This window comes from Cytobacillus praedii (assembly GCF_001439605.1).
In the GTDB taxonomy this organism is placed as follows: domain Bacteria; phylum Bacillota; class Bacilli; order Bacillales; family Cytobacillaceae; genus Cytobacillus; species Cytobacillus praedii.
Genome location: NZ_LMBX01000010.1, coordinates 1 through 24,908, shown reverse-complemented (window position 1 = coordinate 24,908; position 24,908 = coordinate 1). Strand labels below are relative to the sequence as shown.

The window sequence follows — 24,908 nt, the reverse complement described above, 5'->3', positions numbered from 1 at the left end:
AATATGATTTTGAAAAAAAACATTTTCTTTGCGGATGCAAGTCTTTTGCTTGTTGCATTTATTTGGGGAGCAACATTTGTCATTGTCCAAAATGCACTGGCTTTTTTAGAGCCTCATTCATTTAACGGATTAAGATTTTTTATTGCAGCTATTTTGCTCACTGCATGGCTACTTATTTTCGAAAGAGAACAGCTAAAAAAAGTAAGCCGAAAACTAGTCGTTTCAGGAATTATTATTGGTGTCTGGCTATTTATCGGCTATGCCTTTCAAACAATGGGGCTAATACATACTTCTTCATCTAAAGCCGGCTTTATCACTGGATTAAGTGTCGTATTGGTCCCATTGTTTTCATTTCTGCTGCTAAAAAATAAACCTGGAATAAATGCCGTAATAGGAGTATCCGTTGCTACAGCTGGTTTATATTTACTAACAATGACTGATCGGGTGGGTTTAAATATTGGTGATGGCCTGGTATTTATTTGTGCGATTGGATTTGCCATGCATATTATCTTTACCGGTAAATACAGCAGCAATTTCCCTTCCCTTTTATTAACAGTCATTCAAATTTCAACCGTTGCCTGCTTGTCCATTCTATCCGCATTTTTCACCGAGGACTGGAGGCAGGCAATCAATCCTGAGGTAATCTTACAAGGAAGTGTAGTATCTGCCCTTATTATTACCTCGATTTTTGCAACAGCACTTGCATTTTTTGCACAAACAAGATTCCAAAAATTCACTACACCAACGAGAGTTGCCCTTATTTTTGCGATGGAGCCTGTTTTTGCAGCTGGAACAGCTTTTCTCTGGGCAAATGAAAGACTTTCATACAGTGCCATCATTGGCTGTCTGCTTATCTTCGCAGGCATGATCTTCGCAGAAGTTCCATTGAAAAAGACACAGCACTTCTTAAAAAAGAAACAGAAAGAGGCATTATAAGAAAAACAGAAATACATTCGGATAAACCCGCTAGTTCCTGTGAAATGTTCCTTGATGCAACCCACGGCATATACAAAACGAGCCTCACAAAAAAAGAGATGTTCCTGGAGAACTAACTTGCGACCTTAAGGTCGGCACAAGTACGCCCTGTACAGTGGAAGAACGCATGAAGACAAAAAAGGCGTGTGTTCAGCACGCCTTTTTTACAATTAAATTGAAATTAATTCTTTTTCTTTTACATATTTTATTGCTTCAGGCCGAGTTTTTATTTGATTGGAAACAAGCATTTCAAGCAAGGAAACATAAAAGCTTCCGTCAAAATCTTTTTGTGCCTTCAATGTTAATTCAATCGCTGTATTTGTCAGTTCATCTGAAGCATTCGTGTATTGTTTGCCAAATTGAATGAAACCGATTGCATCTTCTTGAAGCTGAAATCCTTTTCCCTGTAAAAACTGTATATATTCTTCTACTGTCATTAAAGACATGCCATCCCACTCCCCTTACTCCCAAAGCCCTATTTATTTTATCGTAAATTTTGTCAATTATCTATTATTTTTTTGTTAATTTATGGCCGAATATACCTGTTACTACTCCTAGCAATGCCCCGCCAATTACCTCTGCTGGCTGATGCCCAAGCATTTCTTTTAACTTTTTTGGCTTTTCTTCTTTGAATTCCACGGTCTCATCTTTATGAATTTTCTCCATTAGTTCGCCCATACTATTCACTTTTAATGTTAATTCCCCTGTTTGTCTTCTAATTCCCTGTGCATCATACATAACAATTAATCCATAAATAAGAGAAAGAGCAAAATCAATGGTCGGCAAACCACGTTTTAAAGCAATAAATGTAGTTAGTGACGCTACTCCCGCCGAGTGAGAGCTGGGCATCCCGCCAGTTTGAAAAAACAATTCCGGCCGAAACTCCTTTTTCCTAATAAAATGAATTGGAATCTTTAATCCTTGAGCCAATCCGATGCTTAATAAAGCAACATAAACGCCTTTATTCATAATCACTTCACCTCTACTTCTAGTGTGAAGAAATCAGAGTGATATTATTCTTTTAGGAAATACTACAAGTTGCGGGGGAAATTTAAAGGAGGTATTCCAATTGAGTAATCGTAAAAACAAAAATCGAGGAACAAAGGCACCTGGAGTGACACCACAAGGTTATGGGCAGGATGCTGAATTTGCTGAAGAACCAAAAAGCAAACTAGAGAATGCAGCAAAAAAGAAAAATACGAAATAAAAAAGTGCTGTCTCAATTTGAGACAGCACAAAAAACTTTTAGGCGTATTCTTTAATATCAAGAAAACGATGGAGTCCACGGAATTCAATTTCCTCGAACTTGCTCATAACCTTATCTCTGTTAAATTGAAAAAAGGATTTATTCATATCATATTGAATAGGTACATCGCATTTGATTTCAGCAAGCTGGCGGCTTAAATGCAGCATTTCAAGATCCTGTTCGATTTTCTGCCTTTGCCCCTTTGTCAGCAGCTCTAAATTAGCAAGAACGCCCTCTATATGCTCATATTGCTGTAAAAGCTTCAGGGCAGTTTTTTCTCCGATGCCTTTCACTCCTGGGTAATTATCACTTGAATCACCCATAAATGCTTTTAAATCAATCATTTGTCTCGGATGTATGCCCTTAGCTTCAAAAAAGGTATCCTTTGTATGAACTAAATAGTTCCCATAGCCCTTTTGTAATAAGGCAACGGTAATATGATCATCTATCAGCTGCAAAATGTCTTGATCTCCCGTTAAGATTCTAACACTTGCATCTCCACCGACACCTTTCGCAATGGTTCCAATACAGTCATCCGCTTCATAGCCAGCCAGTCCGATATTCGGTACGTCAAAGGCTTCAACCATTTCCTTCACTAAATCGAATTGTGGAATCAATTCAACAGGTGCATCAGGCCGATTTGCCTTATACCCATCATACATATCAGTCCTAAACGTTTTGCTTCCCATATCCCAGCATACGGCAACATGGGATGGATTGAACGTGGAAACGGCAGTAAGAAAGTGTTTCACAAATCCATATACTCCATTAGTTGGAATCCCTTTTGAATTAATCATAAATTGGCCTGTAACTGCAGTTGCAAAATAGGCTCTAAACAATAATGCCATTCCATCTACAAGCATGAATGAAGGTTTATTTTGATTTACCAATTTCTTCTCTCCCATGTCTTATATTTCATAGACCCCATTATAACATGAGAATCCTGCCATTAAGAATGTTAACTTTTTCATCTAAACAACTATAAAGAGCTTTCATAATCATTCTTTTCCTGTGCTCACTTCATTTCCTTCATAAGAGATCCAATCACTAAAGCTTCCGGCGTATAGTTTAACCTTATCATAGCCTGCCATCTTTAATGCGATAAAATTTGGCGTGGCTGTCACTCCAGACCCACAATAAACAATCACTTGCTTATCCTTATTAATTTCTTGAAATCTTTTCCTTTGTTCTTCAACGGATTTGATGCGGCCATTTTCGAAGCCTTCCGTCCAAACTTTATTGATTGCCCCCGGAATATGGCCCGCTTTTTTATCAATGGGTTCTTCAATGCCTAAATAGCGTTTATTTTCTCTTGAATCGATGATAACTGTATCTGCATTTTTGGATTCCACAATTGTTTTAACCTCTTCCTGTGAAACAAATATGTCATCGTTTAAATGAACTTTAAATTCTGTCTTCAAATACGTTGGAATCGTTTCATTTGTTGGGTAGCCAATATTTTTCCAGCCTTTATATCCTCCGTTTAAAATATAAACCTTTTCATGACCAAGATAATTTAAAAGCCACCATAGACGAGCTGCATATGAACCCTCTCCTCCATCATATGCAATGACGGTCGTTTCTTCGGAGATTCCCGCTAAACTAAATGTTTCTTGCAGATCATCTATAGCTGGCAACGGATGTCTGCCGCCATGTGCAGAAACAGGTCCTGATAAATCTTTTGATAAATGGAAATAAACTGCCCCAGGAATATGATCCTTTACGTAGGAGTTGTACCCTTCCTCAGATGCTCCCAGATTATAGCGGCAATCAGCAATTCGAATATTCTTATCCTCTAGATGCTCCAACAGCCATTCTTTCTCAACAAAATGATTCATTCCTTCTTTTCCTCCATTCGCTTATCGATTAATTCTTGAACATGCTTTTTCGGGGTCCAGCAATTAAACTGATAATTTGGCCGTGTTTCATAACCTAATCGCTTACAAAAATAGTTCATTCCCTTTTTAGCTTTTTCAGCATGGAAGTGGATGCAGGTTGCACACACATGATAGGCTTCTTTATTCATCGTTTCACCCTATACTTGAAATTTCCTTTTCCATTGCTTTTAACTGATCAATTGGGAATTCATCACTTAATACCGTTAACAAACCATTATAATATTCATCTGCCTGCTCCAGATGAACGGCCAGAAAACGAGCAAATTCTTCATTCAGCATGGCTTCATAATAATCCCTCAGCCGAATACTCTCAGTTTGCAAATAAATAGAAGAAGGCTCCTGCATATTTTGCTCAAGTTCATCACTTAAATATTTCCGTTCGTTCTTCTCAAAAAAAGATTTGGGGTTTTTAAAATAAGCAAGTGCTTTTTTAAATTGGGCTTGATCTTCATACTGGAAAGCTGTTTCAAAATCAATCCCGTCAAACTTTTTCCCCTCAAACGGGCTAAACTTAAGATCTGAATTGATTTCTCCAATTGAAGCAATCAGTCTCTCCTGTGCCTCTTTTAGCAGTTTTCCGATAAATACCTCCATTCGAACGGTTGTTGCTCTTAGCTCCTGAGCAAAATCAAAGCCGAAGCTTTGCAGAAAATCATCAAGTGCCGTTTGCAGCGCTTTCTTTAAATTCCTTCCATCATCTTTAAGGAGAGCCGGATTAAATGCTTCTTTTACAAAATCATTAAATCGTAAAAATACACGCTGCCTTATATAAAAGACAAGCTCATCTGCTTCCTGTTTCAACCTTTGCGAAAGAAAAGCTGCATCTTGATTGCGAATGCTATTCCCAATCATTTTTTGCTCATTTTCTAAATGATTTCGTCGCTGAATTTTGCTTTCTTTATCTTCCTGAGATGATTGGATAAAGTTTCTGAGCTGCTCTAACACACGCTGCCATTCCATCTCAGCCGAAGTTACGGATATTTCCATCAATTCATTCGTTATAAATGAATAAAAGCTTTTTTCAAAAATACTCAATTTCGAATCAGTTGCTTCATGTTGATTCAGCTTTTCCGTCAGTGCTTGAAGACTGGATAGGCCAAACAGATTCGGCCTTCGAATTCCATATTGGATGAGCTGATCCCTCACATATTCAAGTACAGAATTCTTCTCCTCCTCACTATTAGCTAAATCAATTGCATTCACAATGAAAAACATTTTATCCAACTCAAATGAATCCTTTACACGGCCGAGCTGAATAAGAAACTCACGATCCGCCTTTGAAAATGCATGGTTATAATAAGTAACAAAAAGGATCGCATCTGAATTTTTAATATAATCAAAAGCTACACCGGTATGACGTGCATTAATCGAGTCTGCTCCAGGTGTATCTACAAGCGTGATCCCCTGCCGAGTGAGCGCACAGTCATAATACACTTCAATCATTTCTACAAAACAAGATTTTTCCTCAAGTGCGACATAGTCCTTTAATTGACTTAAATCCGTTACCACAGTTGTTCCAAGTGAATGGCGGAATGATTCAAATCCTCGTAAGAATGCCTGTAAAAAGGCAAAATGTGTCTTTTCATTTCCTTCAAAATCTAATTTTCCATTCATCACTTTAGCGATCTTTTTTAATGCATCATCAAAATCAAGAGCTGTTAAATCAAATAATTTAAGTGAACGGCATACATCTTCAAATAGGATATGGGAATCCTTTACCTTTACTAACACGGTTCCATGGCCAAATTGCCCATTTATCGGCATAATTTTGTTGATTGCCGCTGTCGTTGGATTCGGAGAAACTGGAAGTACTTTTTCCCCAATTAATGCATTCGCAAAAGAAGATTTTCCTGCACTAAATGCGCCAAAAAGAGCGACAGTAAATTGCTTATTCCGAAGACGTTTTCCTTTTTGGACTAATTCCTCTGCCATTTTTTTGAAACCTGGAACGGTTTGGACTTTATTTGCCGTCATGTTTAGTTTCTCTACTAAATGATGAATGGAAGATGGGTCCAGACCTTTTTTATCTTTTAATTCAGCAGCTGTTTCATCTTTAATAACCTCTTCATTATTTTCAGTATCAACGGCGGATTCTTCTGTTTGATAAACTATTTCTGCATCTTCTGTTTCACTAGTTAATAATTGTTCCGTTTTTTCTTTCATATGCTCCTTTGGAAATTCTCCAGTTAGAAAGTCAGAAAGCTGTTTCTTTGAGTGACCTTGAATTTCTCTTAAACTCATTAACCCTTCCCATGCATCCGCATACACTTTTAATTGTTCACATTCTTCTTCCAGCTTTTGCTTTTCATGTTTATTTTTTGATTGCAGCGCTTCAAGGAATGAGGCTTTTAACGGCAATAAGCTATTTTTTGCTAGCTTTTTAATGAGATCTGCCACTTCATTTGTATATTGGAGAACATAATCACCCGATAACATGGCACCGTCTTTTACTGCTTGAACAAGCAGCAAATCTGGCACATCAAGCTGAAAACTTTGAGCTTTTGCTAATAGTTCAGGCTCATGAAGATCAAATTGTTTTATTTCATGCAAATACAGCTCTTTTAAATGCCAAACGAGCTGTGATTGAACATTCTCAGAAAGTTCTTTTTGAAATTGCCTCAAACGAGATTCTCTTTCCTGTTCCGTCTTTTGCTTTGAAAAGAAAACACCGACCTTAAAATTGGATTGCCGTGCCTCTAAGTAAGCCTCAGCTAACTCTCTCATTTGGAAAGGCATTAAATAGGCATTTTTTAATACCTCATCTACTTTATTATTTAGACTATTTTCGGTAGTCGCAACGATTGCTGTCATTTCAGATAACTTATTTCTTGTCGATTCCAATTGTTCTGGCAGCATCATTCTCTCATCAGAGGAATGTTCAGCTAAAATTGCTTCGAATTTATCTCTATCTTCCCATTGTTTTTCCTCTAAAAAGATAAGATGTTCCTCCGTCAATTTTGTTAATGACTGTAAAACAGATTCAGGGAGCAATGATTTTCTTTTCGCAATTGTTTGCTCAATAAATGACTGTAAATCAGAAAACTCATTTTCATCATGCGATAAATCCTTTAAAGAAGTGTAAAAGATTCTTGCTGGTTTCACTCCCCATGAAGCAAATGAATCCCGTACACTCGTCTTAAATTCATCGAAGCTTAATTCATCATCACGATGCTTATCTATCTGATTAATGATTAAATAGACATCTTTTCCTGCCGCAGTTAGTTCTTTTGTAAATAGAAAGTTTAATTCAGACTGGACATGATTATAATCCATGACATAGAATACGAGATCAGCAAGATGCAATGCAGACTCTGTCGCAATCCTATGTGCATCATCTGTTGAATCAATGCCCGGTGTATCCATAATAATGGCATCTTTCGGGAGACTTGTGTCCGCATAACTAATTTCAATCGAGTGTATTTGATCGCCGTCCTTACAATATGATTTTACCTGCTCATAATCATAAGGAGCCGGATAGATTCGTGGCTTCCCTTCTTTAAAAATTACCTTTGCGTAACTTTCCCCCGATTTGATTTTCACCAGATTGGCACTCGTAGGAATCGGGCTGGAGGGCAGTAAATTTTCGCCAATGATCTGATTAATCATACTCGATTTCCCTGCCGAAAAATGCCCGCAAAAAGCAATCGAATATTCCTCTTTATGAAGCTTCACGGCTAGATCTTTTGCACGTTCAGCCGTCTTGTTATCTCCATTTGTATTAAAAAACTCATATAAAGCTGTTATTTTACTCATAAGTTCCGTTGCTTCTAGCTGTAGTACCTTTTGAACCATGAATTCTAATCCCCTTGCACATTTAATTTACTCTCTATTTTAAATGATTTTTCTAATAATTCCTATGTTTAATTAGAAAACCGCTAACACCATAATCTGCGACAGGCATAACATAAAACTTGATAACTAAAAGGTTGTTCTTTATCTCTGACAGATTGACTTACACCTCGAGGGAGAAAAAAAGGACGATGGCCTTTTGCATTTGCGAAGACTAGTATGTCCAGTACGTTGGGAGTAGGCATTTCAGCTAGACATTCTGACAAAATAAAAAACCAGGGGGGCACCTGGTTTCCATCTATTCTATCAAATTTATCGAGTATGCGGTTTCACAACATTGTTTAATACATGTTTCATCACTAATGCATAGGCGGTTACTGTGCCTGCAATAAATATCGCTACCATATGTAACAACACCTTCCTGTTAAAATTGAATTGAGAATAATTTTCATCTTCAATTAAAATTTTATCACGAACGATAATCATTATCAATATGAAAGTTTAATTGTCACACTTTTTTAACATCATTTATTTGTGAAGATTCTTTTGCAAACGCTTCTTTGTATTCGGTTAATGACTTCAATGCTCTTTCCTCCGCAGGAATACGAATACTTAGGATAATAGCATTAAGAATGGTAAATATTATGGCTGTCATAAATGCTTGAAATAAAAGCGGGACGACGATCAGCTCAACCGCAACGATGATATAGTTAGGATGCTTTACAAACTTGTAAGGTCCCTTTTTGACAATATCTCCTTCAGGCAAAACAATAATTTTTGTATTCCAAAATGTGCCTAGTGACGTTAACGCCCATATTCTGCCAAACTGAGCAATAAAAAAAAGAACGAGAAAAATTGACCAATTCGGTGTTAAATGCTTTTGAAAGAGAGTCACTTCAAGGATCAAGGAAACAAAAAATAAACTATGTACGGCTACAATGAAAGGATAATGGGATTGTCCAAATTCAATTGCACCCTTTTGTTTCTGGAAGCGCTCATTTCGTTTAGCAATCAATAATTCTAACACCCTTTGACCAATTATAAAGCTAATAAAAATATAAAATAACATCTATTCATGCCTCCCATTTCAATAAGAGCAACTCAGAGCTAAATCCTGGCCCAAGCGCTGCAGCAAGTCCGTACTCACCTGCACGACCTTCCTCCATAAATCTTTTTAGTACATATAAAATGGTTGATGAAGACATGTTTCCGTACGATTTTAATATTTCTAATGATTTACTGGTCATCGAAGGATCCATCCCTAATGATTGAACATACGCATCAAGAACCTTCCTTCCCCCTGGGTGGGCGATAAAATGCTTAATGTCATTGATCCCCATTTTTTGATCGGATAAAAAGGAGGTTACATTTGGTCTGAGCCAGCCTTCAACAATCGAAGGGATATCCTTCGAAAAAACAACATACAGCCCTTCATCCTTCACTTCCCAACCCATAATATCCAAAGAATTTGGCAAAAGCGTAGACTGTGCAGCAATAATGGAGGGACTGCTTTCAAGTCTTTGAAAGGAAGTTTTGTCCGTACGATCACCTGTTACAAGTGTACAGGCTACTCCATCTGCAAAAAGAGATGTACCAATTAAATTACTTTTTGAATGGTCATTTCTTTGAAAAGTCAAGCTGCATAATTCGATAGTAAGCACTAATACTTTTGAATTGGGAAAAGCAAGACAATATTCATAAGCTCTTGAAAGCCCCGCAGCACCGCCAGCACAGCCTAAACCCCAAATCGGAATTCTTTTTGTATGTGGTGCAAAGGGGAGCTTATTCATTATTCGCGCTTCAATACTAGGCGTAGCAATGCCTGAACTTGATATACAAAAGATTGCATCAATTTCATTCGCTGCTATTTCTCTTTTTAGAAATAGCTTACTTTTTAAACAGTTCTCAATGGCCTCAATCCCCAACTCGACTGCCCCATCTATGTAAGCATCATTTCTTTCTTTAAATGAACGATCTGCTCGAAACCACTCCATCCCTTTTACAAAATGTCTTTTTTCGATTTGACCATTATGAAACACATTTAATAATCGACTGATATCCCGAAAGGACTCGGAAAATAATTCCTGTGCAAAAATCATTACTTCATTCTGTCTTAATATATGTTTAGGTATGGCCTCCCCTACCGAAACAATTGATGGCATTCATACCCTCTCCTTTAATTAGTTAAGGGTATTTTTTCCACAAAATAAAAAATTATACAAAAAAAATACTTCCCCTTTTGAGAGGAAGCATACTGTTTTGAAGGAGTTGTTGTGCACATTTATTATAAAATTTTTTCTTCTCCTCTTCATTAACAAATATTTTCCAAGTTCTGTTTTACCTATCAACAATGAAAAATTTGAATAGTTTTTTATGATTCTTTACATCTAAAATTCGACAAATATGATAATATTAAAAATAGCTTTTTATTGGAGGAATGCGGTGTGACAACAATTACGAAAAGTGTAACAGACATTTTAAACGGAACTATACAGGCAGTTAAATCCATAGTGCCGTTAGAAATCACTGTAGATAAACCTTCCTTATTTACACAACCTTTCACGCAGCATTCTATAGGTGTCTTAATCGGGATGACAGGCGATGTAAGAGGCCGAATAATAATTGATGGGGATTCGATTGTTTTTGGCAAAATTGGCGAGGCAATGTTTGGAATGGCACTTGAAGGTGAAATGCTGGAATCATTTTCTGGAGAACTTGGAAATATGATCGCTGGCAATCTTTCTACTTTTATTTCCGATAAAGGATTTGAAATGGATATTACCCCACCAACTGTACTTGTTGGAGGTGCGAAGGTTTATGGTTTTTCTAAGGCATTAAAATTACCTATTCAAATTCAAAATGTTGGGGATCTAATGATTGTGCTTATGATAGAAGGAAGCTAAAACGGTACATGCAGTACCGTTTTCTTCAAAAAAACACCGGATTACTCCGGTTCTGTATAATTTTTCGAGCTATTCTGTTTGTGCACCTCGATGACTAGCTTGTTTTTCACAAGTGTACCGCACACTGAACAATTTCCTTCCTCATTATATAATAACCTACAGTTATCACAATAATATTTCTCCATCATATTCTATCCACATCCTGCAAGAGAACTATAAGCTATCATATTACTCCTTTGATAAATGTGTGAAAAAAATCTTATTAAGGAACTTTCCGCTGCTTCAAACATATATAAGACACTCTGGAAAACAGTCAAGCTTCTTGCGACGATTCCGTCCTCAGTAAAAAACAAAAGTATACTCGAAAAAAAACTTCAGATTCTAGATAACGACAGACATCCTTCCCACCCCTCTTTTAAGGTAATTATTATCATCCATTATTATTAATTAGATTCCATTATCATCAACTTTTAACTGTCAGATAAGCTTTGCATTATTCATAATTTTTTCCACTCATATTCCTGGCAACGGTAATTTACAACAACTGACAAAACAAAATCCGCTACAGTGCTCTTTCCTGAACTGAGAGGTAGAATGGATAAATATCAATCAAAAAAAGTTCTAGAAACCTACTTTTCAGTTCACCCCATATTTCAAAATGATAATTTGCTAATTCTGCTGCTTTATTATCAGATTTAGAAACAACTTTATCTTCAACGTAAAACTTTCTAAGATATTAATAAAGCAGCTGCCTTTTTTATTTTGATTGATTATGTCAATTTGATTGGATATTGTGTGTTCGACTCCAATAAAAAAGAAGCTTGGGCTTTTCCAAACTCCTAAAAAATTCATTAATTTAAAACATACGTTGCCAATGCTTTTTGTACATCGAAAATACTATTATCTTTTTTAAATTGTTTCGATATTGGATTCGTTGTACTTGATATCCATATTTTTAATTCTGCATCCATGTCAAAAGTTCCAGCAGTTTCTACACTAAAGTGTGTAATACTTTTATAAGGGATGGAATGATATTCAACCTTCTTGCCAGTCATTCCTTGCTTATCAATTAGAATTAAACGAGTATTAGTAAAAACAATTAAATCCCTAATTAATATATATGCCTTTTCTACCCTCTCATTTTGAACAGCAATTACCTCTAATTCTTTCTCAACTGCTTTAATATCAACTTCTGATACATTTCCCATTAAACCATCAAAAAACCCCATTTTAAACCTCCTGAAATTTGGTTTTTTAAAATTCATGTTCATGATAACTAATTTTTTCAACTGATGATACTTTATCCAAACTTTTAAAATTCAAATGAAATATTGTATAGCTTATCCCTAGATTACTTTGAAAATTAAAAACAGTGAAGCGGGGGCAAATTGACGTTGTAACAAAATCTCTCTATGCTGCTGCACAATGGATGTATATAATTTAATGATAATGTTATTAATCATATCTATAACCCTTACATCCCCCTCCGTCACATCCTGCATAGGAGTAAGTAAATCTATTATATTAATACTCTGATACTCCTCTGTTTAAAACGTTCTATGTATTCTATAAATTGATTCTTATTTCTTTTAATAATAAAAAAACGCCACCTCCAAAATCTTATCTTTTGTGTTGATAGATAAGAAAATGTTGATGACGTTTTAACATATTTATCACCATAAATATGTGTAGTATTTAAAGTAAAATTCAATCACTTCCGGCAAAACCATAGTAAACTAAACTGCCTTAAGAAGCTTTTGGCTCCTCTATGATTTCAGGCTGTTTTTGTTTTATTTTTAATTCATTAAATAAGATATTTAACAGGATAGCCGTTAAGCTTCCTGCAACGATTCCATTTTCTGTTAGGATACGAATGTTTTCTGGAAGCTGCGAAAATAAGCCAGGTACAACAGATACTCCAAGACCCATCCCTACAGAACAGGCAATAATTAATAAATTTTCCTGTGATGCAAATTCTACCTTACTCAGCATTTTAATGCCTGAAGCAACAACCATTCCAAACATTGCGATCATTGCTCCTCCTAGAACGGATGGAGGGATAACAGTTGTGAGTGCACCAATTTTCGGTACAAACCCAAGTAAGATTAGCATCCCAGCAGCTGTATAAATGACATTGCTTGTTCTTACACCTGAAATTTGGATAAGACCCACGTTTTGTGAATAGGTTGTATATGGAAAAGAGTTGAATATCCCGCCAATAATACTAGCTAAACCTTCTGCACGATAGCCTTTAACAAGATCCTTTTCTTCAATTTTCTTTTCGCAAATATCCCCAAGGGCAAAATAAACACCAGAAGACTCAACTAAACTTACCATGGCAACAAGAATCATTGTAATAATTGGGGTGATTTCAAAAGTTGGCATTCCAAAATAAAATGGCTTTGCCACATGTAACCATGAAGCATCCCCAACAGCACTAAAATCAACCTTCCCCATAAAGAAAGCAACAATTGTTCCAGCAATTAATCCAATTAAAATCGAAATAGACCGAATAAATCCTTTTGAAAAACGGAAAAGGAGAACAATGAAAACTAACGTACCGAATGCAAGCCCAATATTAGACAATGAACCAAAGTCTGGACTATCTTGCCCGCCAGCCATATTGTTCATCGCAACTGGTACAAGTGTGATCCCTATAATCGTGACAACAGAACCCGTTACAACTGGAGGGAAGAACCGAACAAGCTTTCCGAAGTATTTAGCAATTATGACTACAAAAATACCTGATACAATAATGGCTCCATAAATGGACGAAATCCCGTATGAATTGCCTATTGCAATAATTGGAGCTACTGCAGTAAACGTACATCCGAGAACAATTGGTAGTCCAATGCCGAAATATTTATTTCTCCATACTTGAAGGATGGTAGCTACGCCACTTGTCATAATATCGATTGAAACGAGGTAAGTAAGCTGTTCCTCTGTTAATCCAAGTGCTCCCCCAATAATTAACGGAACAATAACAGCTCCTGCATACATGGCTAATACATGTTGGATACCTAGTGATGCAATTTTAAATGGATGCTGTTTCATCGTACGGCCTCCTCTGTCTTATCCGATGTAAATATAACTTTTCCTTCATTTAATGAGTGTATAGTTGCCAGTGATTCAACTCTGTAGCCTTGCTCCCGCAAAAGCTTGCCACCATCTTGAAAACCTTTTTCTATAACAATTCCAATTCCCGCAATTTCAGCATTTGCCTGCTTAACTATTTCTGCTAGTCCAATAGCAGCCTGACCATTCGCAAGAAAGTCATCAATAATTAGAACACGGTCATTTTCACTTAAATATTTTTTCGACACAGATATATCATTTGATTCCTGCTTTGTAAAGGAATAAACTTTTGCCGTTAATAAATCATTAACTAGTGTCAGTGATTTCTTCTTTCGAGCAAAGATAACTGGAATCCCTAATTGCAAGCCGGCCATAACGGATGGAGCAATTCCAGAGGACTCAATCGTTACGATCTTTGTAATACCATCCTCTTTAAAGCGATTTGCAAATTCCTTCCCGATCTCAAACATTAGTTGAGGGTTAATCTGATGATTTAGAAAGGAATCCACTTTTAATACCGTATCTGACAGAACCATTCCTTCCTCTTTAATCGTTTGAATAAGTAAGTCCATGTTGTTTGTTACCTCCTCTAATGATTCCTTCAGGTCAAATAAATATAAAAAAGCCTGAGGGACAATGCATTCACATCATAAATGAGTGAAGCAATGACCATCAGGCTTTACAAAGTAAAGTGAATGGCAAGATAGAGACAAAAGTCCCTATCCATTGCTCACACATAGTCAAGTTATTTACGGTAACTCGGTAGAAACTTGCAGGCCATATCCCCGCGATTATATGAGTGAAAGACTATTAAATTAATAAAATTATTATATCATCCTCTATTAAAAAATCAACAGTTTTCCTAAAAACAAAACGAACTATATTCTATTTAAATAATAAAAATGTTCGTGTTTTCCAATTCCTTCTATATAACTAGAATTCCACTTGATTTCACGAAATATTCTGTTTGATAAACAACTTGTCAAGATACCATAATAAGCTTCACAATTTCTTCACATTTATCACACTCTAGACGTGATATTTATCACTGAAAAATCAACTTTTCACTATTACTATAGTAATTAAGTTAGGAATGAACATTTTGTGAAATCCCAATAACGGTGTAGATTCTTAGCGATTGTCTTGTATTATGAAATTGTAATCATTTACTTTTTTCAAATTTTCGAAGGGAGTGAAAGAAAATGGCGAAGACGGAACTCAACAGGAAGATAGATACTGAAACTGAAGTTGAAGATAGTACAAATCTAAAAGGAACATTAGCTTCCGTAATGATTCTAGGAGCTATCCTAATTATTACATGGGTTGGACTTTATATGCTATTTTTAAGCCGTTAATAATGAAAGGGGAAAAAAACCATGCACATGCATAAGTTTGAAAAGATCTGGCTTATTTTTGGGTTTGGTGCGCTGTTAGTATTTCTAACAGTAATCGGTGTCAGCGCATTTTATCTTGGAAACCAGCCGCCAAGCTGTTTGGCAACAATTGATCCTGAAAAGGTTGACACCACTGCACCATTTGATAAGCCAGGACTGAAAAAGGTAGAAGGAAAAGAATGGGATTACGAATTAGTTTTTGTAGCTTCTGCATTCTCTTATAGCCCGGCACGCGTCGAAGTACCGCTTGGAGCAAAGGTAAAAGTAATCGCTACATCAAAGGATGTTATGCACGGATTCCAAGCTGCGGGTACAAATGTCAATATGATGCTTGAACCAGGATATATAAGTGAAGTTGTAACAACATTTAAAAATCCAGGTGAATTCTTAATTGTATGTAATGAATATTGTGGTGTTGGACACCATATGATGCACTCGATGATTGAGGTGGTTGAATAATGAACATACAAGCGAAACTTAAGGTGGATCCGCGTGATGGAAAACTAGCAATGGCTCACTTCTATGTTTTCATCGTTGCTTTGGCAATAGGGGGTCTAGCAGGTTTATTACAAACTTTCGTTCGATCCGGCAAATTTGAATTACCCTTTGGAATTGGATATTATCAATTATTAACCTTGCACGGCGTTGTTTTAGCACTCGTTATGACTACTTTCTTTATTATGGGTTTCCTACATGCAGTCGTTAGTAAAACTGCAGGTACTTATACAAATCGCCAGCGTACTTTAGGATGGATTAGTTTTGCTTTATTAACAATTGGTACAATCATGGCAGCTATTATGATCCTATTGAATGAAGCATCTGTACTTTATACTTTCTATGCACCATTGCAAGCACATGCAGTATTTTACATAGGACTAACATTAGTTGTCGTTGGTTCTTGGGTAGGCAGTGCAGCTGTTTTCATGAAATATGGTGAATGGAGAAAAGCTAATCCAGGTCAATCAAGTCCATTATTAACCTTTATGGCTGTTATTACATTAATGATGTGGGATATCGCTACGATTGGTGTTGCGACAACTGTTTTATTCCAAATATTGCCTTGGTCACTTGGTTTGGTAGAAACGATTAACGTTGGGCTTTCTCGAACATTATTCTGGTATTTTGGACATCCGCTTGTATACTTCTGGTTATTGCCAGCTTATATGGTTTGGTATGCTGTTATTCCGAAGATTATTGGCGGAAAAATATTCTCTGATTCTTTAGCACGCTTATCTTTCGTATTGCTTTTATTTTTCTCAATTCCAGTCGGCTTACACCATCAGTTAGTAGAGCCTGGTATTGATCCAGCATGGAAGTTTATACAAGTTATCTTAACTTTCTTAGTTGTCATTCCTTCTTTAATGACCGCATTCTCATTATTCGCTACGTTTGAAAGCTATGGACGTTCAAAAGGCGCAAAAGGACTTTTTGGCTGGTTCAAAAAGTTGCCATGGGGAGATGCAAGATTTACAATTCCATTCATTGGTATGCTAGGATTTATTCCCGGCGGAGCAGGCGGTATTGTCAATGCTTCACACCAAATGAACCAGCTTGTCCATAATACGATTTGGATTACTGGACACTTCCATATGACTGTGGCCTTTGCTGTTATTCTAACATTTTATGGAGTTGCTTATTGGTTAATTCCTCACTTAACAGGTAGAATTTTAACGAAAAAAATGAATAAATTAGCGATGATCCAAGGGATAACATGGACAATTGGTATGTTATTCATGTCAACTTCTATGCATATTCAGGGGCTGCTTGGAGGACCACGTCGTTCTGCATTCTCTGATTACGGCGGTTCGGCTCAAGCAGCGGAGTGGGTACCATACCAAATTGCTCAAGCAGTTGGTGGATCAATTCTATTCATTTCCATCATTCTTATGATTTATGTCTTTATTAATCTTGCTTTCTTTGCACCTAAAGGAGAACAAGAATTCCCTGTTGGTGAAGTAGCTAAAGGGGCAGAAAAAACACCATTAGTCTTCGATAATTGGAAGTTATGGCTTGGAATTTCTGCGATACTTATCGTTTTCGCTTATACCCTGCCGCTCATTGATTTAATTCAAAATGCACCTCCGGGATCAAAAGGATTTAAACTCTGGTAAAATCAAACACTCCGATCAATCAATCGGAGTGTTTTTCATTGTGCCAAATCCGTGTCTTCACTTTGGTTAATTCTCTTTTTCCGGAAAGAAATGTTGACGATTAATACGGATCCTATGATTAATAAAGCACCAATGATCTGAAAAACCCCAAGCCTTTCACCATAAAGCAAAACGCCTAAAACAGTTGCAACAACAGGTTCTACTGTTGCAATAATGGCTGCTTTGCTCCCCTCAGTTTTCTCTAGTCCCCAGGTATATAAGAAATAAGCTAGTACAGTAGGAATTAATCCTAAGCCTATCCCATAAAGCAAAACATTTATGTCCATTATTACTTCAAGCTTGGTCCAGAGCCTTGTTACCGGAATGAGTGCAATTGCCGCAATAAGAAAAGTATATAAAGTAATTGTGAAAGGCTGATATTTTTCTAGAGCAAACTTTCCAAATATTGTATATAACGCATACCCTAGCCCTGATCCTAATCCAGTTATAATTCCAATAAAAGTAATATTGCTATCACCCATTGATATTCCCGCAATTAATACACAGCCTATGATGGTCCCTGCCACTGCTGCGATCTTAGTTATGGTTAAGTTTTCTTTTAGAAACATAAAGGAAAGGATCGTCACAAAAGCAGGGGAAGTATATAGAAGAATCACTGCAACAGAAATATTCATTTGACTTATGGTTGTAAAATAGCAAAAGTTAAAAAAAACAATACTTAAAATTCCAGTCCCGACAAACAGCCTGACATCTTTCACTTGTTTCAGTTTCATCTCTTTCGGGTAACGGACTATTCCGATGATTAATAGGAAAATTGCAGCAAATATTACTCGAATTGCGACAATTTCCATTGCGGTAAAATTATAGTTTCCTAACCCTTTGACAAAGAAAGCAATAATCCCCCAAAGGCTTGCTCCTGATGCAATCATGATATAAGGCAATATATTCTTCAAAGCATTCTCTCCATATATGATGGAAGAGGATGACAGCTGCCATCCCCTTCATCCTTCTTATTTTAATTGATACACATTGCTATACTTTTCATATAAATAATCAATTAAATAGTTTGCATTTAATTCCTCACCAGTAACATCTTTTAAGATATCAAGAGGCTTTTTCATCTTTCCATATTTGTGAATATGATCAGTAAACCACTCTTTAATTGGCAAAAGATTCCCCTCTTCTACTAACTGATCATAGTTTGGAAGATCCTTGATCATCGCATTCTTCAATTGAGCTGCATACATATATCCTAATGCATATGAAGGGAAGTACCCAAAGCTTCCGCCTGACCAGTGAACGTCCTGCAGAACTCCTTGCCCATCATTTTCTGGCTTAACACCTAAGTATTGTTCATATTTCTCATTCCAGATTTTTGGAAGATCTTTCACTTCCAATTCATCATTAAATAAGCCTTTTTCAATTTCATAACGAATAATAATATGCAATGGATAGGTTAATTCATCTGCTTCTATTCGAATAAGGGAAGGCTTCGATTCATTTATCGCTCTATAAAAGTCGTCTAAGCTAACTTGATCAAACTGTCCTTCAGAATACTCCTTTAGTAAATCATAATTCTTTTTCCAGAAAGAGTAATGCCGTCCAACGAAGTTTTCATAGAATAGGGATTGTGATTCATGGATTCCCATCGAGGTTCCATCACATAATGGTGTGCCAATTAAATCTGTTGAGATATTCTGTTCATATAATGCATGACCGCCTTCATGAATCGTACCAAATACGGCAGTCCGAAAGTCGTTTTCGTCATATTTGGTTGTTACCCGAACATCTCCAGGATTTAACCCTGTCGCAAATGGATGAACAGTTTCATCAAGGCGCCCAGCATTAAAGTTATAGCCCATTTGCTTGAGAATTTCTAAACTAAATTCACGCTGCTTTTCCTTAGGAAAATGTTCAAATAAGAAGTTAGTTTCTAACTTTTGATCTGACTGTGAAATACTATGTACAAGCGGGACAATTTTTTCTCTCAACTGGCCAAATACTTGATCAAGAACTTCCACTGTCACACCTGATTCATACATATCTAATAATGTATTATATTTATTCCCTTCAAAACCCCAATACTGAATAAAACGCTTTGTCATTGCTACAAGCTTTTCAAGGTATGGGCGAAACATTTCAAAATCAGATTTTGCTTTTGCTTCTTCCCAAACACTTTCAGCTTTTGACTGGAGAATGACATATTCCTTATACTCTTCAGCAGGAATTTTCTTATTAAGATCATATTCCTTTTTACATTCAAGCAATGTTTTCTTTGTAATCTCAGATAGATTTAATTCATTACTGCTTAATTCTGTTATGTAAGATTCCATTTCTTCTGATGTAGACATTTTAAATACATCAGTGGATAACATGCCAATTACTTCTGAGCGCTGTTCCACCCCTTGTTTTGGAGCACCTGTCCGTAGATCCCAATAAATTAATCCGAGAGCTTCTTTATATGCTTCCATCTTTTTCACGTAATCCAAAAACTCTTTTTCTACTAGTTTTACAGCCTCGCTCATTCATGTTCCCCCTCATTTTCATTTACGCTCTTTTATATTATCATATTCTTTCGAAAAATGGAAAAAGACAACAGCGGTTTACTGTTGTCCTACTCATTCAATAATAACAAGCTAGGGTTTATTTCTTTCCGATTGCTACTCTCCAGGTATCAGGACCTTCCTCAAGATATTCCCAAGTAAATTGATCTTCTCTTTCCATCATAAATTGATATTGTAATGGTCTAGGGTCATGATCATTAATTAATTGCATACACTCGCCTGATTGTAATGAATCAAATGCTTTAAAAATCGTTGGGTGCTTTTCTCTTGGCGGATAATCAGGTGCATTGACTGTTTGAGCAAATTCTTTCATGTTTCTTTCCCCCTATTCATTTATTAACAACCTCATTTTATATAATTAAAGGGAAACAATTAGTGAGAGGGGTCACATTTATCCTATGATATTTCCCCAACAGCCAAAATATCCGTTCATAAGGAACAATTATCGTTTTATTTTTTAGAAACAGTTATAATAAGAAGAAGGAAATTTATATAAATAGGAAGAGATTAGATTATATGAAACAATTTATCTTAATTATCGTTTTGATTTCTTTTTTCGATATGTTCTCCCAATTGCCAATCATGAGCCCTTTTGCTAAAAGCCTAGGTGCTTCCCCCGCTTTCATTGGTTTAATTGTCGGTATGTACTCATTCTCAAACATGTTTGGTAATATTTTGGCCGGTTATTGGATTGATAAGCAGGGAGGCAAGAAGGTTTTACTATTTGGTTTTTCCCTAACTGCTGCCATTTTGCTTCTTTATACAATCGTATCTACACCTGGACAGTTAATGGCCGTAAGGTTCTTTCATGGTTTATTTAGCGGTTTTCTTGTTCCAGCTGCATTTACTGTTCTTGCAAATAGAGAAACGGAGAGCAAACAAGGAAAATCAATGGCAATTTCAGGCGTTGCTGTTGGTATTTCTGCTATTATTGGTCCAGCTTTTGGAGGAATTGTCGCTTCCAAATACAATATTGAATGGGTGTTTTTGATCATCGCTTTCTTGATGCTGCTGATTGCTGTTTGTTCAGCTATTATTTTGCCAAATACAGCTATTTCAAAGAGCAGAAAGGTCGAATCATCTTTTAAAACGCTGCTTTCCATTATGAAGACTCCTATATTAGCCTTCAGCTTCATTGGTGCTTTTTCACTTATGTTTGCTCAAGGTGTTTTAGCATATATGCTTCCTTTACAGGTTGAATCCCTTAACTATGGAACTCATTATAGCGGGATGCTTCTTAGTACATTCGGAATTACTGCGATTTTAATTTTCGGCTTGCCGACAAACAGGATTTTTGACAAATATCAGCATCATCATACCATGTTGCTTGGAATGAGCGTCATTGGCTTTGCTTTAATTCTATTAAGCCTAGTTGCTTCTCTTCCATACCTATTTATTTGTATGATTTTATACGGTGCTGGCTTTGCCTGTTTATTTCCATCTATATCTGCCATGCTTGTTGAACAAACCGATGAGGAAACAAGAGGAAAAGCATTTGGGTTATTTTATGCATTTTTCTCACTCGGTGTTGTTGCAGGATCTTCAATAACAGGCATTTTATCAGTTTCTTTTGGTACAGGATTTATTATTGCAGCCTGCCTATTGATTGCTAACTGCATTTGGATGTTCATTTATTTTAAAAGAAAAGCAGCTTTACATGAACGAATGGAGTGATTTTCTTGAGAGAACTCGTAAGTAAATGTCACTTATGCGGGAAGGATCTCTACTGTATTGATGGTTTTTTCAATGGTATTCATACAGAAGAGCAACAAACACTTTGTTTCGATTGTGCGGAAGAAAAGGAATCCACTTAGGTGTGGGTTCCTTTTCTTTTGCTTTTTTTTAGTTGAGAATGAGAATCAAATTATTTACTTGCTATGATTCAGGTCACTTATTTACCAAAAATATCATGCTACACTTGGTTTATATTAAGCTAGTAAATTGTAAGAAGGTGAACTAATTGAGAATTGAGGATATTGAAAAACGCCTCAAGGCTGTTCCTCTATTTAAAGATTTAGAGAAAGAGGAACTATCCCATATTGTAGAGATTGCCCAAACCCGATTATATAAGTATAAATTATACGTATTTATGCAGGGTGATCCGCTTGATCGTGTGTTCTTCATCCATTCGGGAAAAATAAAAATTTATAAAACAGATACATCAGGCAGAGAACAGATTGTTTCCGTGTTAGAAGCGGGAGAAATGTTCCCGCATGCAGGGTTCTTCAGACAAGGGAATTATCCGGCACATGCGGAAGTGATTGAAGAAGCACAATTAATAACAATCCCGATTGATGATTTTGAAAAAATCCTCCTTTCTAATCCTTTGCTTTGTATTAAGCTGTTTAAGGTATTAGGAGAAAAGATTGTCGATTTACAAAATCGGCTGGAGGAACAAATTCTTCATAATACGTATGAGCAAATTATTATGCTATTTTTAAGGCTTTGCAAAACGAATGGCATGAAATTAGATGATTTATATAAAATCACTACTCATTTTACCAATCGGGAACTTGCAAACATGATCGGAACTTCAAGGGAAACCGTGAGCAGAACAATCAGCCAATTAAAGAAAAAGGATTTCTTGTTAACGGATGAAGAAGGTTTCTTTTTAGTTAATCGGGATGGTCTTAAACAAGAAATACTATAATAATATATTTCATTAATCATAATAAAAGGAGAGAGTACGAATGGAAAACAAAGTGATAGAACTAGATGTCAGGGAAGATATAAAAAACAAACTAGAACCATTTCAAAAGATCATGCAAGCAATAAACGGCCTGGAAAAAGGTGATGTTTTTATTCTGCATGCTCCATTTAAGCCAGCTCCCCTATTTACCGTATTGAAAGCAAAAGGGTTTGAGCACGAAGCAGAAGAATTAGAGAAAAAACATTGGAAAGTTACTTTTACGAAGAGAGGGTAATAGCTATGATTCTAGATAATCGAGGTCTTGAACCGCCTCAGCCAATGATGAGGACACTTGACGCGCTGGAATCCTTACCTGCTGGTGAGACATTATCAATTATTAATGATCGAAGACCGATGTTTTTATATGAACAATTAGATGAAAAAGGATACAAACATAAAACATCTGAACGGGAAGATGGAAGTTATTTAATAGAAATAACAAAATAAAAAAAAACAAATGCGCAAGTGCCTTGATCACCCCCGATAAGCGAAAGACAATACTCACGTGAAGGAAGGGGGAGGCGCTGGAGCTAGAAGCAGATCAAATTATTCATAGAAATACACTACATTCACTTATAAATTTTCTTATAAAAAGAAGGTGATGAAGATGGTTCCTTCAGCTTCAGGCAATGAGACAAATATCAAACTTCCATTTTCTTTTATTTTTGTCAGCATGATCGCTTTGATGGCATCACAAATTTTACTTTTGTTTCAAGGCGATTTTTTAATAGTTGGTCAATTCCGTGTTCCTGGCATTTGGTCGGCAGCGCATCTGTTCATTTTAGGCTGGGCGCTAATGATTGCGATGGGAGCGATGTACCAGCTCGTTCCTGTCGCTTTTCTGACCCCTATTTGGAATGAAAAATTTGGCTTTATTCAATTTGGTGTGACCGCAATTGGGACTTTTGCATTCGCGCATTTCTTATTTCACGATCCACAAAATGCGCTCATCCCAGGAATCATCACGTTAATCGGGATACTTATGTTCCTTTTTCAAATGTTTATGACCTTGCGTAAACAAGCAAAACCCAATATTTTAACCTTATATGTCGGAACAGCATTAGTTTGTCTGCTTCTAACGATTGGCCTTGGAATCACCATGCTTTATAGCATGAAATCAGGTGCGGCGGCAGATCAATATTTCGCGATCTTTAAAAGCCATTTACTGCTTGGAACGGCTGGCTGGTTTACAATGCTCATTTTTGGATTTTCTTATAAGATGGTGCCGATGTTCTCACTATCCCATGGATATAGCATGAAGCCTTCAAAGTTTGTCTATCCGTTTTATGCTGGAGGATTACTAGTTGCGATTATCTCCTTCTTTATCGATTCAAACATTGCCTTAACTGTTGGTCTATTACTGCAGCTCATTGGTTTTTCCATATTTATTTATCATATTTCAATCATCTTAAAGAAAAGGGTAAAGAAAAAGCTTGATCGCTCGTTTACATTTGCACTGATTGCCATTTTAAGCGGCGGCTTGATTCATTTGGCTGCGTTTATCACTGCAGTATTTGGTGTTTTCCACAAAGCAGTCGGGCCTTTATTAATGATGTATTTATTCTTTTGGATTGCCTTTAGTATCATTGGCTATTTATATAAAATTGTCCCCTTCTTATGGTGGACAGCAAAATACAGCAAGGAAATCGGAAAAAAGGATGTTCCCGCACTAAAGGATATGGTCAATGATCGTGCATCTACACCTGTGTTTGCTTGTCTAGTTATCGGAATAATTGGTGTAGCTCTTTCTCTTTTCATCGGCAGCGAGGCACTGTTCATTTCTGGTCAGTTAATATTTACAATCGCCTGCTTCTTATTATGTATTGCCATTGCCAAAGTAGTTACTAAATAGGAGGGTTCTATCATGACATTAAAAGAAAAAGTACTAAGTAATTTAAAAAGAGTAATGGATCCTGAGCTTAATATAAATGTTGTCGATTTAGGCTTAATTTATGATATCGAGTTTCCAGAGGAAGATGCTGTTTATGTTACCATGACATTAACAACACCTGGATGTCCCTTGCATGATAGCATTACTAGCGGTGTTAGATACTGTCTTGAGGAGATGGAAGAAATCTCAAAGGTCGAGGTCAATCTTGTATGGGAACCCGCATGGTCACCTGAAAAGATGACTCCGGATGGATTAAAGCAGATCGGACGTTAATAAGAAAATCCCCTCATTGTGAGGGGATTTCAGACTGTAGACAAACTCGATGAAAATCGAGTTTGCCTACAGTCTTTTTTGTTTTAAAATAGAAATAGAA

26 protein-coding genes and 1 riboswitch are annotated in these 24,908 nt (G+C 36.4%); of the genes, 12 read left to right on the top strand and 14 right to left on the bottom strand.

The genetic code is table 11. The features are described 5' to 3' along the window. Positions 1-3 precede the first annotated feature (3 nt). Positions 4-936: a DMT family transporter gene (locus tag ASU02_RS12280; RefSeq protein ID WP_057763971.1), complete on the top strand. Its 933-nt coding sequence runs from the start codon at positions 4-6 to the stop codon at positions 934-936. Between the two features lie 209 nt (positions 937-1,145). Here ASU02_RS12280 and ASU02_RS12275 read toward each other — a convergent pair whose 3' ends face one another. Both ASU02_RS12275 and ASU02_RS12270 read right to left on the bottom strand, forming a co-directional pair. Beyond that, complete coding sequence (locus ASU02_RS12275; RefSeq protein WP_057763970.1) at positions 1,146-1,421, bottom strand: DUF6123 family protein; 276 nt, start codon at positions 1,419-1,421, stop codon at positions 1,146-1,148. 64 nt (positions 1,422-1,485) lie between these two features. Then, on the bottom strand, positions 1,486-1,944 hold the full coding sequence (locus ASU02_RS12270) for a divergent PAP2 family protein (protein ID WP_057763969.1): 459 nt from the start codon (positions 1,942-1,944) through the stop codon (positions 1,486-1,488). 100 nt (positions 1,945-2,044) lie between these two features. Here ASU02_RS12270 and sspL point away from each other — a divergent pair, with 100 nt between their 5' ends. Beyond that, positions 2,045-2,182 carry a small, acid-soluble spore protein L gene (gene sspL / locus ASU02_RS12265; protein ID WP_057763968.1) on the top strand — a complete coding sequence of 46 codons (138 nt, stop codon included), beginning with the start codon at positions 2,045-2,047 and terminating at the stop codon, positions 2,180-2,182. A gap of 38 nt (positions 2,183-2,220) precedes the next feature. On the opposite strand, the gene ASU02_RS12260 is transcribed toward sspL, so the two are convergent. From ASU02_RS12260 to ASU02_RS12235, 6 genes are all read right to left on the bottom strand, one after another. After that, positions 2,221-3,084, bottom strand: a complete 864-nt coding sequence (locus ASU02_RS12260) for a 5'-3' exonuclease (RefSeq protein WP_232426249.1) — start codon at positions 3,082-3,084, stop codon at positions 2,221-2,223. 135 nt (positions 3,085-3,219) lie between these two features. After that, a complete protein-coding gene (locus ASU02_RS12255) occupies positions 3,220-4,059 on the bottom strand; it encodes a sulfurtransferase (protein WP_057763966.1) in 840 nt (279 codons plus the stop codon). After that, on the bottom strand, positions 4,056-4,247 hold the full coding sequence (locus ASU02_RS12250; RefSeq protein ID WP_057763965.1) for a hypothetical protein: 192 nt from the start codon (positions 4,245-4,247) through the stop codon (positions 4,056-4,058). The genes ASU02_RS12255 and ASU02_RS12250 overlap by 4 nt, the downstream gene beginning before the upstream one ends. A gap of 4 nt (positions 4,248-4,251) precedes the next feature. Beyond that, positions 4,252-7,911, bottom strand: a complete 3,660-nt coding sequence (locus ASU02_RS12245) for a dynamin family protein (protein WP_057763964.1) — start codon at positions 7,909-7,911, stop codon at positions 4,252-4,254. Between the two features lie 505 nt (positions 7,912-8,416). After that, entirely contained in the window at positions 8,417-8,977 is a 561-nt protein-coding gene (locus ASU02_RS12240) for an isoprenylcysteine carboxyl methyltransferase family protein (protein ID WP_057763962.1), read from the bottom strand. Between the two features lie 4 nt (positions 8,978-8,981). Continuing rightward, on the bottom strand, positions 8,982-10,070 hold the full coding sequence (locus ASU02_RS12235; protein ID WP_057763960.1) for a type III polyketide synthase: 1,089 nt from the start codon (positions 10,068-10,070) through the stop codon (positions 8,982-8,984). A gap of 282 nt (positions 10,071-10,352) precedes the next feature. Here ASU02_RS12235 and ASU02_RS12230 point away from each other — a divergent pair, with 282 nt between their 5' ends. Then, positions 10,353-10,811, top strand: coding sequence for a chemotaxis protein CheX (locus ASU02_RS12230; RefSeq protein ID WP_082631778.1), 459 nt, complete (start codon positions 10,353-10,355; stop codon positions 10,809-10,811). Positions 10,812-11,662: 851 nt separating this feature from the next. On the opposite strand, the gene ASU02_RS12225 is transcribed toward ASU02_RS12230, so the two are convergent. From ASU02_RS12225 to ASU02_RS12215, 3 genes are all read right to left on the bottom strand, one after another. Further along, entirely contained in the window at positions 11,663-12,040 is a 378-nt protein-coding gene (locus ASU02_RS12225) for a PH domain-containing protein (protein WP_057763958.1), read from the bottom strand. Positions 12,041-12,557: 517 nt separating this feature from the next. Then, positions 12,558-13,865 carry a nucleobase:cation symporter-2 family protein gene (locus tag ASU02_RS12220; protein ID WP_057763956.1) on the bottom strand — a complete coding sequence of 436 codons (1,308 nt, stop codon included), beginning with the start codon at positions 13,863-13,865 and terminating at the stop codon, positions 12,558-12,560. Next, entirely contained in the window at positions 13,862-14,458 is a 597-nt protein-coding gene (locus ASU02_RS12215; RefSeq protein ID WP_057763954.1) for a xanthine phosphoribosyltransferase, read from the bottom strand. The genes ASU02_RS12220 and ASU02_RS12215 overlap by 4 nt, the downstream gene beginning before the upstream one ends. Before the next feature lie 145 nt (positions 14,459-14,603). Continuing rightward, positions 14,604-14,705: riboswitch (purine riboswitch) on the bottom strand. A 383-nt stretch (positions 14,706-15,088) separates the two neighbouring features. On the opposite strand from ASU02_RS12215, the gene ASU02_RS12210 reads away from it, so the two are divergent. From ASU02_RS12210 to ASU02_RS12200, 3 genes are read left to right on the top strand one after another with little or no spacing between them, the layout of a single operon-like run. Beyond that, positions 15,089-15,241: a cytochrome c oxidase subunit 2A gene (locus ASU02_RS12210; protein WP_057763952.1), complete on the top strand. Its 153-nt coding sequence runs from the start codon at positions 15,089-15,091 to the stop codon at positions 15,239-15,241. A 21-nt stretch (positions 15,242-15,262) separates the two neighbouring features. After that, complete coding sequence (locus tag ASU02_RS12205) at positions 15,263-15,739, top strand: cytochrome c oxidase subunit II (RefSeq protein WP_057763951.1); 477 nt, start codon at positions 15,263-15,265, stop codon at positions 15,737-15,739. Continuing rightward, positions 15,739-17,391: a b(o/a)3-type cytochrome-c oxidase subunit 1 gene (locus tag ASU02_RS12200; RefSeq protein ID WP_057763948.1), complete on the top strand. Its 1,653-nt coding sequence runs from the start codon at positions 15,739-15,741 to the stop codon at positions 17,389-17,391. The genes ASU02_RS12205 and ASU02_RS12200 overlap by 1 nt, the downstream gene beginning before the upstream one ends. Positions 17,392-17,426: 35 nt before the next feature. Here the strand turns inward: ASU02_RS12200 and ASU02_RS12195 are convergent, their stop codons facing one another. The 3 genes from ASU02_RS12195 to ASU02_RS12185 all read right to left on the bottom strand — a co-directional run bounded on the left by ASU02_RS12195 (position 17,427) and on the right by ASU02_RS12185 (position 20,268). Then, positions 17,427-18,344: a DMT family transporter gene (locus tag ASU02_RS12195; protein WP_057763946.1), complete on the bottom strand. Its 918-nt coding sequence runs from the start codon at positions 18,342-18,344 to the stop codon at positions 17,427-17,429. A 57-nt stretch (positions 18,345-18,401) separates the two neighbouring features. Beyond that, on the bottom strand, positions 18,402-19,916 hold the full coding sequence (locus ASU02_RS12190; protein WP_057763944.1) for a carboxypeptidase M32: 1,515 nt from the start codon (positions 19,914-19,916) through the stop codon (positions 18,402-18,404). A gap of 118 nt (positions 19,917-20,034) precedes the next feature. Continuing rightward, a complete protein-coding gene (locus ASU02_RS12185; protein ID WP_057763941.1) occupies positions 20,035-20,268 on the bottom strand; it encodes a DUF2249 domain-containing protein in 234 nt (77 codons plus the stop codon). A gap of 203 nt (positions 20,269-20,471) precedes the next feature. On the opposite strand from ASU02_RS12185, the gene ASU02_RS12180 reads away from it, so the two are divergent. From ASU02_RS12180 to ASU02_RS12155, 6 genes are all read left to right on the top strand, one after another. Next, complete coding sequence (locus ASU02_RS12180; RefSeq protein ID WP_057763939.1) at positions 20,472-21,629, top strand: MFS transporter; 1,158 nt, start codon at positions 20,472-20,474, stop codon at positions 21,627-21,629. Positions 21,630-21,915: 286 nt separating this feature from the next. Beyond that, positions 21,916-22,605, top strand: coding sequence for a Crp/Fnr family transcriptional regulator (locus ASU02_RS12175; protein WP_057763937.1), 690 nt, complete (start codon positions 21,916-21,918; stop codon positions 22,603-22,605). 40 nt (positions 22,606-22,645) lie between these two features. Continuing rightward, positions 22,646-22,879: a DUF2249 domain-containing protein gene (locus tag ASU02_RS12170; protein ID WP_053476748.1), complete on the top strand. Its 234-nt coding sequence runs from the start codon at positions 22,646-22,648 to the stop codon at positions 22,877-22,879. A 5-nt stretch (positions 22,880-22,884) separates the two neighbouring features. Further along, the gene (locus ASU02_RS12165) at positions 22,885-23,091 is read left to right on the top strand and encodes a DUF2249 domain-containing protein (protein ID WP_057763935.1); all 207 of its coding nucleotides are present in this window, start codon (positions 22,885-22,887) and stop codon (positions 23,089-23,091) included. A gap of 160 nt (positions 23,092-23,251) precedes the next feature. Further along, positions 23,252-24,496, top strand: coding sequence for a hypothetical protein (locus tag ASU02_RS12160; protein ID WP_057763930.1), 1,245 nt, complete (start codon positions 23,252-23,254; stop codon positions 24,494-24,496). Positions 24,497-24,508: 12 nt separating this feature from the next. Further along, entirely contained in the window at positions 24,509-24,808 is a 300-nt protein-coding gene (locus ASU02_RS12155) for a metal-sulfur cluster assembly factor (protein ID WP_057763927.1), read from the top strand. Positions 24,809-24,908: the final 100 nt, after the last annotated feature.